Origin of the sequence: Endobacterium panacihumi (genome assembly GCF_050847465.1) — a bacterium.
GTDB lineage: Bacteria > Pseudomonadota > Alphaproteobacteria > Rhizobiales > Rhizobiaceae > Neorhizobium > Neorhizobium panacihumi.
In genome coordinates this window covers 2,125,758-2,142,650 of sequence record NZ_JBOZRA010000001.1, presented here as the reverse complement: position 1 = coordinate 2,142,650, position 16,893 = coordinate 2,125,758, and the positions used below count along the sequence as shown (strand labels likewise).

Here is a 16,893-nt window from a genome sequence, read left to right as displayed (position 1 = left end):
ATGGTCGAAAATCGCCCCTTTCTGACATTCCTCACCCACGCGTTTCTGCTTTGCGGTTTCGTGGTCGTGGCTTTCCCCGTCTATGTCGCCATCATTGCCTCCACGCATGATGCGCAGACGTTGATGTCAACCACCATGCCGCTGCTGCCGGGCTCGCATTTTCTCGAAAACTACCGGCAGATCTTCACCAGCGCTTCAGCAGCGCATGGTCTGCCATCCTATCCGCTGATGGCCATGAATTCGATGATCATGGCCGTCGCCATCACCGTCGGCAAAATCATCATATCGATCCTGTCCGCCTTTGCGATCGTCTATTTCCGCTTTCGCTTTCGCCTGCTTGCCTTCTGGATCATCTTCATCACGCTGATGTTGCCGGTCGAGGTGCGCATCATGCCCACCTACAAGATTGTCGCCGATCTCGGCATGCTGAACTCATGGGCGGGACTTATCGTACCTTTGGTCGCATCTGCGACCGCCACCTTCCTCTTCCGCCAGTTTTTCATGACCGTGCCGGAAGAGATGATGGAGGCAGCCCGTGTCGATGGCGCCGGTCCGATGAAATTTTTTAAGGATATCCTCCTGCCGCTGTCGCGCACCAATATCGCGGCGCTTTGCGTCATCCTCTTCATCTACGGCTGGGTCCAGTATCTCTGGCCCATTCTGGTAACGACCGATCCCGGTTATTACACCCTGATGATGGCCATGAAACGCATGGTCGCCGTGCAGGATGGTGAAGTCCAGTGGAACCTCGTTATGGCGGCCTCGGTATTGGCCATGTTGCCTCCGGTCGCCATCGTCATATTCATGCAGCGCCTCTTTATCCGAGGCCTGACCGAAACGGAGAAATGATCATGGCTTCGATCGATATCGAAAGCGTCGGTAAGGTCTATACCGGTAATGTGCGTGCCGTCACCGACATCAACCTCGCCATCAGGGACGGCGAATTCATCGTTCTGGTCGGCCCCTCGGGTTGTGGCAAATCCACGCTGCTGCGCATGCTTGCCGGCTTGGAAACCATTTCTGAGGGTACGGTCAAGATCGGTCCGCGTGTCGTCAACCAGGTTGAGCCGGCTGATCGCGACATTGCCATGGTGTTCCAGAATTATGCCCTCTATCCGCATATGACCGTACGCCAGAACCTCGAATACGGACTGAAGAACCGCAAGACACCAAAAGCCGAAATCGATGCCCGGGTGGCAGAAGCCGCCCGTATGCTGGAAATCACCCAGTATCTCGATCGCAAGCCGCGCGCCCTGTCAGGTGGTCAGCGTCAGCGTGTCGCCATGGGCCGCGCCATTGTGCGCAAGCCGGCCGTCTTCCTGTTCGACGAGCCGCTTTCCAACCTCGATGCCAAGCTGCGTGTGTCCATGCGCGGCGAGATCAAGCGCCTGCAGCGCCGCCTTGGCACCACCTCGATCTACGTCACCCATGACCAGCTGGAAGCGATGACGCTGGCTGATCGTCTGGTGGTTCTCAACGGCGGCAAGATCGAACAGGTCGGCTCGCCTCTCGAAGTCTATCATGCGCCAGCCTCCACCTTCGTTGCCAGCTTCATCGGTTCGCCGGCCATGAACCTCGTGAAGGCCGAGTTGCAGGGGGATAAGCTGGCCATCGGCCCGGCGCTGATTTCGCTGAATGGCTTTGCGCCCACATCAGGGGCGGTTACCGTCGGCCTACGTGCCGAAGACTTGCGTGTGGTCTCGGGTGACGAAGGCATGCCCTTTACCGTCGAATATGTCGAGGAACTCGGTTCGCAGCGTCTCGTTCATGGCGTCGTCGGCGATCAGGCGCTGACGATCGCGTTGTCGGGCGAAAGCGAAATACCGGCCAGCATGCGTGTCGGCATCGATCCGGCAAAACTGCATTTTTTTGCGGCCGGAGATGGCAAGCGGCTGACCGCGGCTGACCATGCCGTTGCGGCAACCGATGTGCCAAGCCCGGCACCCATCGGCTGATTTGGCGCGAAGTTGGACGGTTGTTGCAATTTTAGCGATCGTCGCAACCGTCGTCTTACCCTTTTCCGGTAGGGTTCGCCCGATTACGGATCAGGGGATTGTCATGGCCTTGCATTATCTCGGGCTTGCTATTGCAGCCGTCGGCATTCGCTACAGGGGGCAGGCGCCTTTCGCCAGCCCGCTTTCGCCCTTCGTTGGCGGCTGTTCCGCCAGCGCGGAAATGAAATCGCTGCCGATCGAACCGAGCTGGGTGATATCAGGAGATCCACAGGCGCGCTTCTGCGCCCATTCCCAGGCAGCCGACAAATTTGCCTCGACCGGTGTGTGGGATTGCACGGCCGGCACGTTCCGCTGGTTTTTCGGCTGGGATGAAACGGTGGTCATCCTCGAAGGTGAGGTCCACATCCGCGCGGAAGATGGCAGCGAGCGCACGCTGCGTGCCGGCGACGTCGGTTATTTCCGGGGCGGCACCTGGGCGACCTGGCATATCGACAATTACGTGAAAAAGATTGCCTTCGTGCGCAAGCCGCTGCCCATGCCGCTGTCTTATGCTTTCCGTGCCTGGGCAAAACTCATGCCGAAGAAAAAGGCCGGGCTTGCGGCTTGAAACCCTGGGACAATAAGGCTCCCGAAGCAGTTGCCATCCCGCCTGTGCCGCCTTACATCTGGCGGGCATTTTTAAAGGGTGGCTTATGGCGAAGATCAAAACAGTCGCGTTCCAGATGGACCATGTCTCCGGCATCAACATTGCTGGAGATTCAACCTTTGCCATGGCGCTGGAAGCCCAGACCCGCGGTTATCAGCTGTTCCATTACACGCCTGACCGGCTGACCATGCGCGACGGCAGGGTTTTTGCCGCCGTAGAGCCGATGCAACTGCGCGACGTCAAGGGCGATCACTATACGCTTGGCGAAAAGGAGCGGGTGGACCTGTCGACCATCGACGTGGTGCATCTGCGCCAGGACCCGCCCTTCGACATGGGCTACATCACCTCGACGCATCTCTTGGAGCGCATCCATCCGAAGACGCTGGTCGTCAATGATCCGGCCTGGGTGCGCAACTCGCCGGAAAAGATCTTTGTCACCGAATTCGCAGACCTGATGCCGCCGACGCTGATTTCGCGCGACCCGACGGAAATTGCCGCGTTCCGGCAGGAATTAGGCGACATCATCCTCAAGCCGCTTTACGGCAATGGTGGCGCTGGCGTGTTCCATTCGGCACGCGACGATCGCAATTTCACCTCGCTTTTGGAAATGTTCGGCCAGCTCTATCGCGGCGAACCCTATATCGCTCAAGGCTACCTCAAGGAGGTTCGCAAGGGCGACAAGCGCATCCTGCTGGTCGACGGCGAACCGGTGGGCGCCATCAACCGCGTACCCGCCGAAACCGACAGCCGCTCCAACATGCATGTCGGCGGCCGCGCCGAACCGACCGAACTGACGGCGCGCGAGCGTGAAATCTGCGCCCGTATCGGGCCTGCGCTTCGCGAACGCGGTTTCCTCTTCGTCGGTATCGATGTCATCGGTGACTACATGACGGAGATCAACGTCACCTCGCCGACCGGCATCCGCGAAGTGAAAAAATTCGGCGGCGCCGATGTCGCCAGCCTGTTGTGGGACGCGATCGAAGCCAAGCGTAGCGCCTGATCCATCACTGAAACTGATCAACGGCCTGCTTCGAAAGGGGCGGGCCGTTCCCGTTCGTTCCTGTCCTTTTTCGCCTTTGTTCTGCGAGTACAACCTGTTTCAATCGAAATAAACGTTATGCGGGAAATTGTTCTCTGATTGTTCTTGTTTTGCGTGAGCTTCTGTGCTTGATTGCAATCCGGGGTCGTGTCTGGCGTGTAGCGGCCTCGCACTGGCGTATTGGGGGCAATGGTCATGGTGGCGCGTGTCGGTACGGTTGCGTTTCAGGGCATAGAGGGCGTTCCGGTCGATGTTCAGGTCATGATCGGACCGGGCAAGATCAATATGCATATCGTCGGTCTGCCGGATAAGGCGGTGGCCGAAAGTCGCGAGCGGGTGCAGGCGGCTTTGCATGCTTCCGGTCTGGCATTGCCGCCGAAGAAGATCACCATCAATCTGGCGCCGGCCGATTTGCCCAAGGAAGGCTCGCATTTCGACCTGCCGATTGCGCTTGGGCTGATGGCGGTGCTCGGCGCCATCCCGGCGGATGCCCTTTCCGGCTACGTCGTTCTTGGCGAACTCAATCTTGATGGCACGCTGGCGCCCGTAGCCGGCGCATTGCCGGCCGCGATTGGCGCCAATGCGCTCGGCAAGGGGCTGATCTGCCCGGCGGACAGCGGTGCCGAAGCCGCCTGGGCCGGCAATGAGATCGATATTCTCGCACCGCGCAGCCTGATCGCACTCGCCAATCATTTTAGAGGCACGCAGGTTCTGTCCCGCCCGCAACCGGCCATTCGTGCGCCTGCCACCGACCTGCCGGATCTTGCCGATATCAAGGGCCAGGAAAGCGCCAAACGGGCGCTGGAAGTGGCAGCTGCCGGTGGCCATAATCTGCTGATGATCGGCCCGCCGGGCTCCGGCAAATCCATGCTCGCCGCGCGCCTTCCCTCCATCCTGCCGCCGCTGTCTGCGCCTGAATTGTTGGAAGTGTCGATGATCCATTCCATTGCCGGCCAGTTGTCGGGCGGCAAGCTGTCGGATCGCCGCCCTTATCGAGCGCCACACCACTCGGCCACGATGGCAGCCTTGGTCGGCGGCGGGTTGCGGGCCAAGCCGGGAGAGGCGTCGCTTGCCCATCACGGCGTTTTGTTTCTCGACGAGTTTCCCGAGTTTTCGCCGCAGGTTCTTGATGCGCTTCGCCAACCGTTGGAAACGGCCGAATGCGTGATCGCCCGCGCCAATCATCGCGTCTCCTATCCGGCAGGCATCCAGCTGGTCGCCGCCATGAACCCGTGCCGTTGCGGCATGGCGGGGGAACCGGGCCACACCTGCGCCCGCGGCCCACGTTGTGCTGCCGATTATCAGGCCCGCATTTCCGGCCCGCTGATGGACCGTATCGATATCCGCATTGATGTGCCGGCGGTTTCAGCCGTGGATCTCATCCGCCCGGTGGCCGCCGAAAGCAGCGCCGATGTCGCCCGCCGTGTTGCCCGCGCCCGTGCGCGGCAGCAGGAGCGGTTCGAGGCTGCGGGGCAGGGGAGCATCACCACCAATGCCCGGTGCTCGACCTCGATGATTGAAACATTCGCAGCGCCGGATCAGGCCGGCCTGCAATTGCTGCGCGATGCTGCCGAAAAACTCAAATTTTCAGCGCGTGGTTATCACCGTGTCCTGAAAGTGGCCCGAACACTGGCCGATCTGGATGACAAGGAAACGGTGGGGCGTATCCATCTGGCCGAGGCAATTTCCTACCGAATGGCCGGGGAAAGAATGGCGATGGCGTCCGCGTGATGGTGCGCAACAGCCGGGCCGTTCGCACAGCCCGGCATTCGTTCTGGGGTGTTAACCGCCCAGTCCTTCGAACAGTGCCGTCGAAAGATAACGCTCCGCAAAAGACGGAATGATCACAACGATATTCTTGCCCGCATTTTCAGGACGGCTGCCGATTTCGATCGCCGCCTTCAGCGCCGCACCGGAAGAGATGCCGACTGGGACGCCTTCCAGCCGCGCCACATGGCGGGCGGCCTCCAGCGCGTCGGCACTGGCGACGGTGACGATCTCGTCATAGATCTCCGTGTCGAGAATCTTTGGCGCAAAACCGGCGCCGATACCCTGGATCTTGTGCGGACCGGGTTCGCCACCGGAAAGAACCGGCGATTCCTTTGGCTCGACAGCAATCACCTTGACGTTCGGATTGCGGGCCTTCAGCACTTGGCCGACGCCGGTGATCGTGCCACCGGTGCCGATGCCGGCAACAAAAATATCGACCTTGCCATCGGTGTCGTTCCAGATCTCTTCGGCGGTCGTCTTGCGGTGGATTTCCGGGTTGGCCGGGTTTTCGAACTGCTGCGGAATGATGGAATCCGGGGTCGAAGCAGCCAGTTCCTCGGCCTTGGCGATCGCACCCTTCATGCCCTTGGCGCCTTCCGTCAGCACCAGTTCGGCGCCGAGAAGCGCCAGCATCTTGCGGCGCTCGATCGACATCGTTTCCGGCATGGTCAGGATCAGCTTGTAACCCTTGGCGGCGGCGGCAAAGGCAAGTGCGATACCGGTATTGCCGGACGTCGGCTCGATCAGCGTGGTCTTGCCCGGCGCAATGCGGCCGGCCGCTTCCGCCGCTTCCAGCATGGCAACCCCGATACGGTCCTTCACCGAAGCGATCGGGTTGAAAAATTCCAGCTTGGCCAGAATGTTGGCCTTCACACCCTTTTCGCGCGCCAGCTTGTCCAGCCGCACCAGCGGTGTGTCGCCGATCGTGTCGGTGATGGAGGAATAGATGCGGCCGCGGCCGGGCTTCTTGTCGGACATTGTTTTTCTCCGTTCAGGCGTGTGATCGGAAAATAGGTGTTCTTGTCCGCCTATGCGAGAACAGTCTGACGGAACCTTCTGTCCGGTGAAGAAAAAAACTCTGTTTTTCCGCCATTCCGGGTTAAATCTTTCGCCGGCACAAAGCGTGTTGATAAACAGCAACTTGACCCGCCTTGTGAAGCGACCCTAACCGTGTAATTCGACCGGCCGCAGACATCCATTTCTAACAATTAGAAATGCGCCAGTTCAGGCAGCCGGATTGGTTCAGCGGGACGGAGAGTTTTGGGGCCGCGCATCATCAGCACCAGCGGATCATCGTCCGCCGCTGTCAGGAATTCGCATCCGAGATGGTCGGGCACGAAATCGATCAGCACACGGCTCGGGGTTCGACCCATCGCGGACAGGACAGCGCCGAGTGTCGGCATGTCTTGCGCCACGATGTCCAGCAATTCGAACATGTTCTCGCGGTTGAACCTCCAGGCAATGATCGCATCCAGCTTTTCCAGGTAATCGAGGTGGGCATCGTCCGACAGCCAGGCGTTGAGGAGAAACATTTCACTCTGCCTTGTCACGGCAAACTGGTTGGAGACGGGCGTTCTCGTCGCCAGTTTCTTTCGGGTAAGAGAAAGATCGTCGGGTTGGTGGAGATCAAGTCTGCGGACAGAGGAGGTTGTCCCGCCGGCTGTCGGCATCTCCGCAAGAAACCTGGCTTGCGGCAGAACCACAAAACCGTGCTTTTCATAAAGCGTCGGTTTTTCCGTATAGAGCAACACGGTCTCGAAAGCCTGTGCATCACACCACGCCAGGGCCTTTTCCGTCACGTCGCGAAACAGTCCGCGTCCGCGAAATTCCGGCCGCACTGCGCCGGATTGCAGCCCGGCGGCACGCACCGACCGGCCATCGATCATCATCGCCAGGGTGAAGGCGGAAAGATTGGCAATCAGCCGGTCGTCGTCATCGAACCAGCCGAAGGCCATGCTACTGGCATCGTGGCCACCCAGATGGTTGAGCGGGGTAATGTCGATGCCAAAAATATCGCTGAGAAGCGCGGCCAGTTCTGCCCGGCGGGCAGCATCATCAAGGTCGTATTGCCGAAACGTCAGGCCATTCGCCTGAAGGCCAGCCGCGCGCTCGGCCATTACACGCCGGTCGAACCGAAACCGCCGGCGCCGCGAGCGGTCTCGGTTGTTTCGGAAATCTCGGTCACACGAACCTGCGTCACCGGCGCGATAACCACCTGCGCGATCCGCATGCCGCGTGTGATGACAAAGTCCTCGTCGCCGAGATTGGCCAGAATGACCTTCACTTCACCACGGTAATCGCTGTCGATCGTGCCGGGCGTGTTGAGGCAGGTGATGCCGTTCTTGAGGGCAAGGCCGGAACGCGGACGGATTTGCGCTTCAAAGCCATGCGGGATCTCGAACACGAAGCCGGTCGGCACAAGCGTGCGCTTGCCGGGCGCGAGCGTCATCGGCTCGTCTTCGGCCATGGCTGCGCGCAGGTCCATGCCAGCGGCACCGGATGTTTCGTAGGATGGAAGTTCCAGTCCATCGCCATGCGGCAGGCGAAGGAGCTTCAGTTCGGGCGAGGAGGGGGCGTGAATATTCATCTGTCTATTAGCAGGCCGTCGACTGCTGGGGTCAAACACGAATTGAAAGTTATCCACTAAGCCGCTAGAAGGCGGCAACTCAAAGGATTTGACAAAAATGGCCGAAACATTGGCAGAGGCGGTTTCCCGCCGCCGCACTTTTGCGATCATCGCCCACCCGGATGCCGGCAAGACCACGCTGACCGAAAAGCTGCTGCTGTTCGGCGGCGCCATTCAGCTTGCCGGTGAGGTCAAGGCCAAGAAGGATCGTATCCAGACGCGGTCCGACTGGATGAAGATCGAACGCGAGCGCGGCATCTCGGTCGTCACCTCGGTGATGACCTTCGAATATGCCGACAAGGTCTTCAACATTCTCGATACGCCCGGCCACGAAGATTTTGCCGATGACACCTATCGCACGCTGACGGCGGTGGATGCGGCGATCATGGTCATCGATGCCGCCAAGGGTATCGAGCCGCGAACGCTAAAACTGTTCGAAGTCTGCCGCATGCGCGACATTCCGATCATCACCTTCATCAACAAGATGGACCGTGAAAGCCGCGACATTTTCGAGATTCTCGACGAAGTGGAAGAGAAGCTGGCGCTGGATACGGCTCCGGTCACCTGGCCGATCGGCCGCTCCAAGAGTTTTTGCGGATCTTATCAGCTCGCTGAAAACAAGGTGCGCGGTCCGGACAGCGAAGAGGCTGTGACTGTCAACGGCCCGCAGGCCGTGGCGGATCGCCTGCCGGAAAACGAACGCGCTGCATTCGTGGATGAAGTGGAACTGGCCAGGGAAGCCTGCCGTCCTTTCGACAGACAGGCGTTCCTCGAAGGCCATATGACGCCGGTCTTCTTTGGGTCGGCTCTGCGCAATTTCGGTGTACGCGATCTGATCAATGCGCTTGCCGACTTCGCGCCTCCGCCGCGCGACCAAGTGGCCGATATCCGCACGGTGCATGCCGCCGAGGAGAAAATGACCGCCTTCGTCTTCAAGATCCAGGCGAACATGGACCCCAACCACCGCGACCGTATCGCCTTTGCGCGCATCTGCTCCGGCAAGCTTGAACGCGGCATGAAGGCGCGTCTGGCCCGCACCGGCAAGCAGCTCGGCCTCACCGCGCCGCAGTTCTTCTTTGCCTCGCAGCGTCATATCGCTGATACGGCCTTCGCCGGCGACGTTGTCGGCATCCCGAACCACGGCACGCTGCGTATCGGCGATACGCTCACCGAAGGCGAAAACCTGGTTTTCCAGGGCGTCCCGAACTTCTCGCCGGAAATTCTGCGCCGCGTGCGTCTCGAAGATGCAATGAAGGCAAAGAAGCTGAAGGAAGCGCTGCAGCAGATGGCTGAAGAAGGCGTCGTGCAGCTGTTTTCGCCGGAAGACGGCTCGCCCGCCATCGTTGGTGTCGTCGGCGCGCTGCAGCTCGACGTGTTGAAGGAGCGTCTGTCGGCGGAATATTCGCTGCCGGTCTCGTTCGAAATGTCACGCTTCTCCGTCTGCCGCTGGGTGTCGTGTGATGACAAGGCGGAGCTGGAAAAATTCGTCACCGTCAAGCGCGGCGATATCGCCCGCGATCTCGATGGCGATCCGGTATTTCTGGCGCAGGACTCATTTTCGCTGCGGTATGAATCTGAACGTTATCCGGCCATCAAGATGGCCGCCATCAAGGAATATCACGTCGCCAAGGCGGCGTGATTTTCAAGGCTCGTCGAGTTTCAGCTCGGCGCGTCCGCTGGTGAGGTCGGAGATCAGCCGTGAAACGGTTTCGATCTCCCCCTCCGGTATGCGCAGAATAAGGTCGGCGCCGGTTGCCGAAAACTGTTCGTCGAAAATGCTCAGATCGGTGATCGCCAGAAGTTTTGCCTTCACGCGGGCGAGATCGGAAAACTCGATCCCCACAAAACCCTGAACGGTGGGTTTCACCTCGACAAGCGATGCAGCGCGCAAACATGCCGCTGCCGTGCCGCCATAAGCGCGCACCAACCCGCCACTGCCGAGCAGAACACCGCCGAACCAGCGTGTGACGATCACCATTACCTGATCCAGCGATTGCCCATCGATTGCGGCAAGGATCGGTTTGCCCGCCGTACCGCTCGGCTCGCCATCGTCGGAAAAACGATAGGCGGAACCGATCCGCCAGGCCCAGCAATTGTGGTTGGCATCCGCAAAGCTGTGTTCAGCCAAGGCAGCTTTTGCCTCATCCTCGCTGGAAACGGGAAGGGCGATGGCCGCAAACCGACTGTTCTTGAAGGTCTGTTCGAATATGACGGCTTGCACGAGCTGGAACATGCATGAGCACTATCGCCGATGTGGCGAGAAGGGAAGAGTGCTCAACCGCGTTGCCGGCCTGTCTCTCTGATCTGGCATCCGCGTCCATTCTCAATAGGGTGTGATTGCAACCCTACATCTCTGGAATGCCAATGTTTTTTGGCGTCTTTTCAGCTTGGACATCGCGTCTCCCGGCATGTCCGGCCAGCCTTTTCGGCAGGTCCACCCTCCCAATCAGGAACAATGTCATGATCGAAGTTATTGCAGCTTTTCGGGCCAAGCCCGGCAAGGAAGAACAATTGCGTGCGGCAACCCTGGCCATTGTCGAGCCCACCCGTCGCGAGGCCGGATGTATCCAGTTTGTCGTTCTGGAAGATACCGATGCACCGGGCACGTTTTTTATTCGTGAAAGCTGGCGCGACCAGGCGGCGCTCGACGCGCATTTTGCGGAGCCCTATCTGCGGGACCTCGTGGAACTGCACAAGGAAATCCTTGCCGAGCCGCTCAAGCTGCATCAGCTGAAGGTCTATCCGTAACGATTGAAAATTTCGACGGGACGGTCATCTCCAGTCCCGTCGTCCGTTTCAGTCGATCGCGACCATCACGTCGGACGCCTTGATCACGGCATAAGCGTCCGAGCCAACCGTCAGCTGGAGTTCGTCGACCGCCTCGTTGGTGATCGAGGAAGTGACGACAAGGCCGTTGCCGAGATCGATGCGGACATGAGCCGTGGTGGCGCCCTTGGTGACTTCGACGACCTTGCCCTTGAAGCGGTTGCGTGCGCTGATCTTCATGATGTTCTCCTCGAAATGGTCTGAAGCTGCCAGACAATGCCCCGCGAAAAGTGGGTGTCAAGCATTCCGGATATCTCAATCCGCCGTCAGGTCTTTCAAAAAGTCGTCGCACCAGCGGTTGATGTCATATTCCAGCAGATGGTCCATCATCTCGCTCCAGCGCTGCTTGCGCTCCTCCAGCGACATGCTGAGGCCGCGTGCGATGGCATGCGCCGTGCCCTCGATATCGTAGGGGTTCACCAGCAGTGCGCCCTTCAGCTCACGTGCCGCACCGGCAAAGCGGGACAGCACCAGCACGCCCGGATCTTCCGGGTCCTGTGCCGCCACATATTCCTTGGCGACGAGATTCATGCCGTCGCGCAGCGGCGTTACGAGGCCAATCTTGGCAAGCCGGTAGAGACCGGCCAGCAGCGGCCGTGCCACCGAGCGGTTGACGTAACGGATCGGTGTCCAATCTACCTGTCCGAGTTCGCCGTTCACGCGGCCGGCCTGTTCGGCCACGGTGCGCTGCATCTGCTCGTATTCCGGCACTTCCGAGCGTGATTTTGGCGTGACCTGAAGATAGGTGACCTTGTTCTGGTAGGCCGGGTTCAGTTTGACGAACTGTTCGAAAGCGTCGATGCGCTGGGTAATGCCCTTGGAATAATCCAGCCGGTCGACACCGATGATCAGGTCGCGACCCTCGATGCTTTCGTGTGCCTTCTTGACCATCGCATTGCGTGACGCCTTGACCGCATACTCGGCAAAAGCCTTGGTTTCGATCGAGATCGGATAGGCGCCGCCCTTGAAGGTGCGGCCATAGGTCGAGAATTTCTTGCCGCCTTCCATTCTCTCGCCAATGCCTTCGCGCACCAGACCGCCGCCAAAATTGTCGAGGTCGAAATCGGTATGGAAGCCGACGAGGTCGTATTGCGACAGCCCGCGCATGATCTGTTCATGCACCGGCATGGCAAACAGAACGTCTGCCGGCGGCCACGGGATATGCAGGAAGAAGCCGATCTTGTTCTTGAAACCCATTTGCCGCAATTCGGCGGCCAACGGGATCAGGTGATAGTCATGCACCCAGATGATGTCGTCTTCTTTCAGGAGCGGCGCCAGCTTGTGGGCAAAGAAGCGGTTGACGCGGAAATAACCGGCCATTTCCTTGCGGGCATATTCGGCCAGATCCAGCCGGTAATGACAGATCGGCCAGAGCACGCGGTTGGCAAAACCGTGGTAATATTCCTCCACGTCGGTATCGGTCAGGTCGGTCAGCGCATAGGTGATGTTGCCACGCTCGATGATGTCGAGTTTTTCCGGCTCGCGATCACCGCTGGAATTGCCGGACCAGCCCATCCAGATGCCGCCGCGTTCCTCAAGTGCAGCCTGCAAGGCAACGGCAAGACCGCCGGCCGGTGCGTCACCGGCTTTTTTCGGAATGGTGACGCGGTTCGAAACGACCACAAGGCGGCTCAAGGCAAATTCCTTTCAGAGATTATCGGTATCGGGCGGCCGCTTAACGCGCGAGGCCGGCCAGAATGTTGCGAAGCTCCTGTGCGGAAGACAGAAGCAGGGTTGCAGCGGTGGTGCTGCCGTCTGGAAGCGTCTTGTCACCGATGCGAATGGAATGGCCGCCAAGTTCGTTGGCGGTGCGAAACATCGCCTCGTCGGTCAGGTCATCACCCACGGTAATCGGCAGACGTCCGGCAAAGGGTGGTTCGCTGAGGAAACGCTTCACGGCCTCACCCTTGCTGGCGCGGGCCGGGCGCAGCTCGATCACCATTTTGCCGCGCTGCAGGGCAAATTCCGGGCCGGCTTTCTTCGCTGCCTCTTCCATCAGCGCATCCAGCACGGCCTGCCGCTCCGGCGCCTGGCGGTAGTGAGCACCAAGGGCGGCGCCTTTGTCTTCGATCAGCACGCCATCCCATTGTGCTGCCTCGGCGGCGATCTCGGCCTTGAGCGCCTCGAATTCCGGCGTCACCGTTAGTCGATCCACCGTGCCATCCGCCATGCGCTGCTCCGCGCCATGCAGGCCGGCAATCGGAAAACGCTGCGGTTCGAAAAGCCTGTCGGCGTAGGGGAGGGCACGACCTGTCACCAAGGCCAGCGCGCCGCCGAATTTTTGCGAGACAGCCGCGAGATTGGACGGCAATTCCGGCGGCACGACAATGCCGTCAGGTGTGGCGGCCAGATCGATCAAAGTGCCATCGATATCGAAAAAAACGGCGAAACGGTCGAAGTCGCCAAGAAGATCGGAAACGCCGGAAGAGGACGGTGAAAGACCGCCATCCTGCTTGGCTTCACGAGTTTTTGCTTGCTGAGACATGCGGTGATAACTAGGTCCGGTCTGCCAAGCGGCAACCCCGCTTGCCCGGAAATGGCCGCACTTATGCCGTTCCGTACGGTACCGGTCGATCGTGTCCATCGCGCAACACTGTCTATATGCGTTGCAAAATGTGAAGCCTCAACCGTCGTAATTCCGTCACGAATGCTGCTAGGTTAAGCTTTCATTATCCAAATGCGTCGACCCTTCCATAAATGCGCCGCGTCTTGTTCGCGGTCTTGATCGGAGCAGTGAACCCCATGTGCCGTTGGGCCGCCTACCGTGGTAACCCTCTTTATCTCGAAGAGCTTGTATCCTCGCCCGCACATTCGCTGATCGAACAATCCCATTGCGCCAATCGCGCCAAGACCGCCACCAATGGCGATGGTTTCGGCATCGCCTGGTATGGCGATCACCCCGAGCCCGGCCGTTACCGCGATATCCTGCCGGCATGGTCGGATTGCAATCTGCGCAGCCTTGCCCGCCAAATCCGTTCGCCGCTCTTTCTCGCGCATGTCCGCGCCGCCACCAATGGCGGTACCCGTCGCGATAACTGTCATCCCTTCGTGCATGGGCGCTGGTCTTTCATGCACAATGGCCAGATTTCCGGGTTCGAGCGTGTCCGCCGTCGTATGGAAGCGCTGCTGCCGGATACGCTGTTCGATGCCCGCGCAGGTACGACCGATTCCGAGCTTCTGTTCCTGCTCGCCCTGCATTTCGGCCTGGAAAACGATCCGTTCGGCGCCGTGGCGGAAGCCATCGCCACGGTCGAGGATTTTTCGCACCGCCATGGCGGTGATGCGCTGGTGCGCTTTACCGCGGCGTTCTCAGACGGAAATCAGCTTTACGCCGTGCGTTATGCCACCGACCACAAGCCGCCGACGCTTTATGCGGCGCCCATGGGTGGGCAGTGCGGAAAGACGACGGGCTATTGCCTCGTGTCCGAGCCGCTCAATGACGATATCGATGCCTGGATGGAAATCCCGGATGGCAGCGCCATCACGCTTTGCGACGATGGCATGAAGCGCGTGGTTTTCGAGCCGAAACGGATGTCTGAAGCCGCCTGATTTTCCAGGCTGGAGGCGTCATTTTCCGGGCAGCGTGATGCCCAGCTCGGTTCTGAGCTTTTTGGTCAGCCCGGCCGCCACCAGTTCGTAGGAACGGGTCATGTAATGCGCGACCTCGTCCTGCGATAGCGGCGCGCCGGAGCCGATCTCTACCCATTTGCGCTTGGCGAAATAGGGTGCCTGACCGATGCCGTCGAGCGCCGTCAGGATTTCAAAACTTTCTTCCGAACATTTGACGACAATACGCGCCTCATCGTCGCCCAGAAGCGCAAAGGCCTTGTCGCCCACCTTGGCCACATGGCTGTCCCACTGGTCCACGAATGTCGTGCCCGCCAGCTTCTTCACAAAGGTATCAAAATCCTTTTTCGTGAACAGGCTCATATCTACCTCCGTGTCTCAGCTGGAAACCTGTGCTGCAATCAATGCCGCCAGCCGTTCGGCCACATCATCTTTGGAAAGATCGGGCCACACATCGATGCCATCGGCCGAGATGATGTTGACGCGGTTGCGGTCGCCTCCCATCACGCCGGTCTGGGGGGAAACGTCATTGGCGACGATCATGTCGGCGCCCTTGCGTTCCAGCTTGGCGCGGCCGTTGGTCTCGACATTTTGGGTTTCGGCGGCAAACCCCACCACCAGCGCCGGACGCTGCGCGTGGTGCCCCACCGTTTTGAGAATGTCCGGGTTTTCCGTCAGTGCTAGCGGGGCGGGGGCCTCGCCCGGCTGTTTTTTTATCTTCTGGTCCGCCGATGCCGCAACACGCCAGTCCGCCACCGCCGCCACCATCACGGCGATATCGGTCGGCAATTGTGCTTCCACGGCGGCCAGCATTTCGGCTGCCGTCTCCACGTGAACGGTCGTCACACCGGCTGGATCGGCGATTGTGACCGGGCCGGACACCAGCGTCACGTCGGCCCCGAGCCTTGCCAGGGCGGCGGCAATCGCATGGCCCTGTTTGCCGGAAGAACGGTTGGCGATGTAGCGCACCGGGTCGATCGGCTCATGTGTCGGTCCCGACGTGACGATCGCCTTGCGACCCTTGAGCGGTTTTGGCCCGCCATCCAGTTTTGCGATCACGGCATCGACGATCTGCAACGGCTCGGCCATGCGGCCGACGCCCGCCTCATTGCTTTCGGCCATTTCGCCGGACATCGGGCCGATGAAGAAAATGCCGTCTGCTTTCAGCGTTTCGACATTGCGCCGTGTCGCCTTTGCTTCCCACATCTTTGGGTTCATCGCAGGCGCCAGCAGAACGGGTCGGTCGGTGGCCAGCAGCACAGCACTCGCCAGATCATCGGCAAGACCATGCGCCATTTTCGCCATCAGGTTGGCCGTTGCCGGTGCCACCAGAACGAGATCGCAATCGCGCGCCAGTCTTATATGGCCGACATCCTGCTCGTCCTCACGTGAAAACAGCTCGGTATAGACATGCCCGGACGACAGCGCGCCGACGGCCAGCGGCGTCACGAATTCCTGCGCCGCCTTTGTCATCACAGGCCGCACTTCGGCACCGCGCTCGCGCAAGCGGCGGATCAGGTCGAGGCTTTTATAGGCGGCAATGCCGCCGCTGATGATGAGAAGAATACGCTTGCCCGAAAGATCCATGGCTCTGCCCGCTAAAATGTTGGCCGGAAGCTAAGCCTTTGGCGCAGAAGTTGCAATCGTCCGAAATGTCCGGCGCGGTGTTCCGCCGTCAGGGGCGTCGTGTTGGGGCTGCAGTCGCAGCCGGCGTCACGCCCGGTGTGGTCAGCTTGAAATCCGCCAGTTCCTTCGGCGTCAGATAATAGAGCCGGTCCGGCGGCGTCTCCAGCGCTTTCAGCCAGACGCCGGCGCCGATGCCCATTTCTTCCAGATGCTTGGCGATCCGTGCGGTGGTCGATTGCGCCGCCGACATCGCCTCTTCCGGCGAGGGCCGTTCCCGGCTGCCGTTGAAAACCTGATGCACGCCGATCACCGCATCCTTTTCCGCAATGCGCATCACGCCGCCGGCAAACACGATCGGGCAGGAGGAGGCGCAGAGCGCCTTTTCCCTGACCCGTGTCACCAGCTTCTTTTCACGGATCAGTTTGGACATGGCGATGGCATCTTCCACCGAGCCGCCCGGAGAATTCAGTGCCACCGTCTTCACATATTCACCGCGTGCTTCGATTTCCGTCTTGAACCGCTCGGCCGCACCGGGGTCGAGCGCCCCTTCCGCGAGCAGCACGCCGCCGCCGATGAGGTTGAAGGTGATCGGCTTGCGCAGCACTTCGGCTGGGCTTGCCGGAGTCACCGGCGGCGCATGTGGTGTGCCCTCGGTGAGTGCAGGCGGCAGAACCGGCGCATCCGTGGTCAGCGGATCGTGGCCGGGCAGGCGCGTATCCGTCTTTGCCGTCGCGACCTCGTAGACATCGACAGCCAGAAAGGTCACCGCCGCACCCAGCAGCATGTAGAAGGCCGTGCGCATGATAGCGCCGTCATCGATCGCTACCAGAACCTGTTT

18 protein-coding genes are annotated in these 16,893 nt (G+C 60.1%); 8 read left to right on the top strand and 10 right to left on the bottom strand.

Translation table 11 applies throughout. The features are described 5' to 3' along the window. From ugpE to ACRQ1B_RS10660, 5 genes are all read left to right on the top strand, one after another. Positions 1 to 849, top strand: coding sequence for a sn-glycerol-3-phosphate ABC transporter permease UgpE (gene ugpE / locus ACRQ1B_RS10680; RefSeq protein ID WP_432293541.1), 849 nt, complete (start codon positions 1 to 3; stop codon positions 847 to 849). Between the two features lie 2 nt (positions 850 to 851). Next, a complete protein-coding gene (ugpC, locus tag ACRQ1B_RS10675; protein WP_432293540.1) occupies positions 852 to 1,955 on the top strand; it encodes a sn-glycerol-3-phosphate ABC transporter ATP-binding protein UgpC in 1,104 nt (367 codons plus the stop codon). A 103-nt stretch (positions 1,956 to 2,058) separates the two neighbouring features. Continuing rightward, the gene (locus tag ACRQ1B_RS10670; protein WP_432293539.1) at positions 2,059 to 2,562 is read left to right on the top strand and encodes a cupin domain-containing protein; all 504 of its coding nucleotides are present in this window, start codon (positions 2,059 to 2,061) and stop codon (positions 2,560 to 2,562) included. An 85-nt stretch (positions 2,563 to 2,647) separates the two neighbouring features. Then, positions 2,648 to 3,601, top strand: coding sequence for a glutathione synthase (gene gshB / locus ACRQ1B_RS10665; protein WP_432293538.1), 954 nt, complete (start codon positions 2,648 to 2,650; stop codon positions 3,599 to 3,601). 234 nt (positions 3,602 to 3,835) lie between these two features. Next, positions 3,836 to 5,371 (top strand): YifB family Mg chelatase-like AAA ATPase, encoded by a 1,536-nt coding sequence (locus ACRQ1B_RS10660; RefSeq protein ID WP_432293536.1) that lies wholly within the window; start codon positions 3,836 to 3,838, stop codon positions 5,369 to 5,371. A gap of 51 nt (positions 5,372 to 5,422) precedes the next feature. Here the strand turns inward: ACRQ1B_RS10660 and cysK are convergent, their stop codons facing one another. The 3 genes from cysK to dut all read right to left on the bottom strand — a co-directional run bounded on the left by cysK (position 5,423) and on the right by dut (position 7,997). Next, positions 5,423 to 6,388 (bottom strand): cysteine synthase A, encoded by a 966-nt coding sequence (cysK, locus tag ACRQ1B_RS10655; protein WP_432293535.1) that lies wholly within the window; start codon positions 6,386 to 6,388, stop codon positions 5,423 to 5,425. 230 nt (positions 6,389 to 6,618) lie between these two features. Next, positions 6,619 to 7,527 carry a GNAT family N-acetyltransferase gene (locus ACRQ1B_RS10650; protein ID WP_432293534.1) on the bottom strand — a complete coding sequence of 303 codons (909 nt, stop codon included), beginning with the start codon at positions 7,525 to 7,527 and terminating at the stop codon, positions 6,619 to 6,621. Further along, positions 7,527 to 7,997: a dUTP diphosphatase gene (gene dut, locus ACRQ1B_RS10645; protein WP_432293533.1), complete on the bottom strand. Its 471-nt coding sequence runs from the start codon at positions 7,995 to 7,997 to the stop codon at positions 7,527 to 7,529. The genes ACRQ1B_RS10650 and dut overlap by 1 nt, the downstream gene beginning before the upstream one ends. Before the next feature lie 97 nt (positions 7,998 to 8,094). Between dut and ACRQ1B_RS10640 the strand changes: the two genes are divergently transcribed. After that, on the top strand, positions 8,095 to 9,675 hold the full coding sequence (locus ACRQ1B_RS10640; RefSeq protein ID WP_306837830.1) for a peptide chain release factor 3: 1,581 nt from the start codon (positions 8,095 to 8,097) through the stop codon (positions 9,673 to 9,675). 3 nt (positions 9,676 to 9,678) lie between these two features. On the opposite strand, the gene ACRQ1B_RS10635 is transcribed toward ACRQ1B_RS10640, so the two are convergent. Beyond that, positions 9,679 to 10,269: an IMPACT family protein gene (locus ACRQ1B_RS10635; RefSeq protein ID WP_432293532.1), complete on the bottom strand. Its 591-nt coding sequence runs from the start codon at positions 10,267 to 10,269 to the stop codon at positions 9,679 to 9,681. Positions 10,270 to 10,496: 227 nt separating this feature from the next. On the opposite strand from ACRQ1B_RS10635, the gene ACRQ1B_RS10630 reads away from it, so the two are divergent. Further along, entirely contained in the window at positions 10,497 to 10,784 is a 288-nt protein-coding gene (locus ACRQ1B_RS10630) for a putative quinol monooxygenase (RefSeq protein ID WP_432293531.1), read from the top strand. Between the two features lie 48 nt (positions 10,785 to 10,832). Here ACRQ1B_RS10630 and ACRQ1B_RS10625 read toward each other — a convergent pair whose 3' ends face one another. From ACRQ1B_RS10625 to otsB, 3 genes are all read right to left on the bottom strand, one after another. Beyond that, positions 10,833 to 11,042, bottom strand: a complete 210-nt coding sequence (locus ACRQ1B_RS10625; protein WP_432293530.1) for a TOBE domain-containing protein — start codon at positions 11,040 to 11,042, stop codon at positions 10,833 to 10,835. A 75-nt stretch (positions 11,043 to 11,117) separates the two neighbouring features. Then, complete coding sequence (gene otsA / locus ACRQ1B_RS10620) at positions 11,118 to 12,497, bottom strand: alpha,alpha-trehalose-phosphate synthase (UDP-forming) (RefSeq protein WP_432293529.1); 1,380 nt, start codon at positions 12,495 to 12,497, stop codon at positions 11,118 to 11,120. Positions 12,498 to 12,537: 40 nt separating this feature from the next. Then, positions 12,538 to 13,347 carry a trehalose-phosphatase gene (gene otsB, locus ACRQ1B_RS10615; protein WP_432293528.1) on the bottom strand — a complete coding sequence of 270 codons (810 nt, stop codon included), beginning with the start codon at positions 13,345 to 13,347 and terminating at the stop codon, positions 12,538 to 12,540. Positions 13,348 to 13,604: 257 nt separating this feature from the next. On the opposite strand from otsB, the gene ACRQ1B_RS10610 reads away from it, so the two are divergent. Next, entirely contained in the window at positions 13,605 to 14,411 is an 807-nt protein-coding gene (locus ACRQ1B_RS10610; protein ID WP_432293527.1) for a class II glutamine amidotransferase, read from the top strand. An 18-nt stretch (positions 14,412 to 14,429) separates the two neighbouring features. Here the strand turns inward: ACRQ1B_RS10610 and ACRQ1B_RS10605 are convergent, their stop codons facing one another. The 3 genes from ACRQ1B_RS10605 to ACRQ1B_RS10595 form a co-directional block, all read right to left on the bottom strand. Further along, positions 14,430 to 14,792: an MmcQ/YjbR family DNA-binding protein gene (locus tag ACRQ1B_RS10605; protein ID WP_432293526.1), complete on the bottom strand. Its 363-nt coding sequence runs from the start codon at positions 14,790 to 14,792 to the stop codon at positions 14,430 to 14,432. Between the two features lie 15 nt (positions 14,793 to 14,807). Further along, on the bottom strand, positions 14,808 to 16,016 hold the full coding sequence (coaBC, locus tag ACRQ1B_RS10600; RefSeq protein ID WP_432293525.1) for a bifunctional phosphopantothenoylcysteine decarboxylase/phosphopantothenate--cysteine ligase CoaBC: 1,209 nt from the start codon (positions 16,014 to 16,016) through the stop codon (positions 14,808 to 14,810). 88 nt (positions 16,017 to 16,104) lie between these two features. Then, complete coding sequence (locus tag ACRQ1B_RS10595) at positions 16,105 to 16,857, bottom strand: COG3904 family protein (RefSeq protein WP_432293867.1); 753 nt, start codon at positions 16,855 to 16,857, stop codon at positions 16,105 to 16,107. Positions 16,858 to 16,893 lie beyond the last annotated feature (36 nt).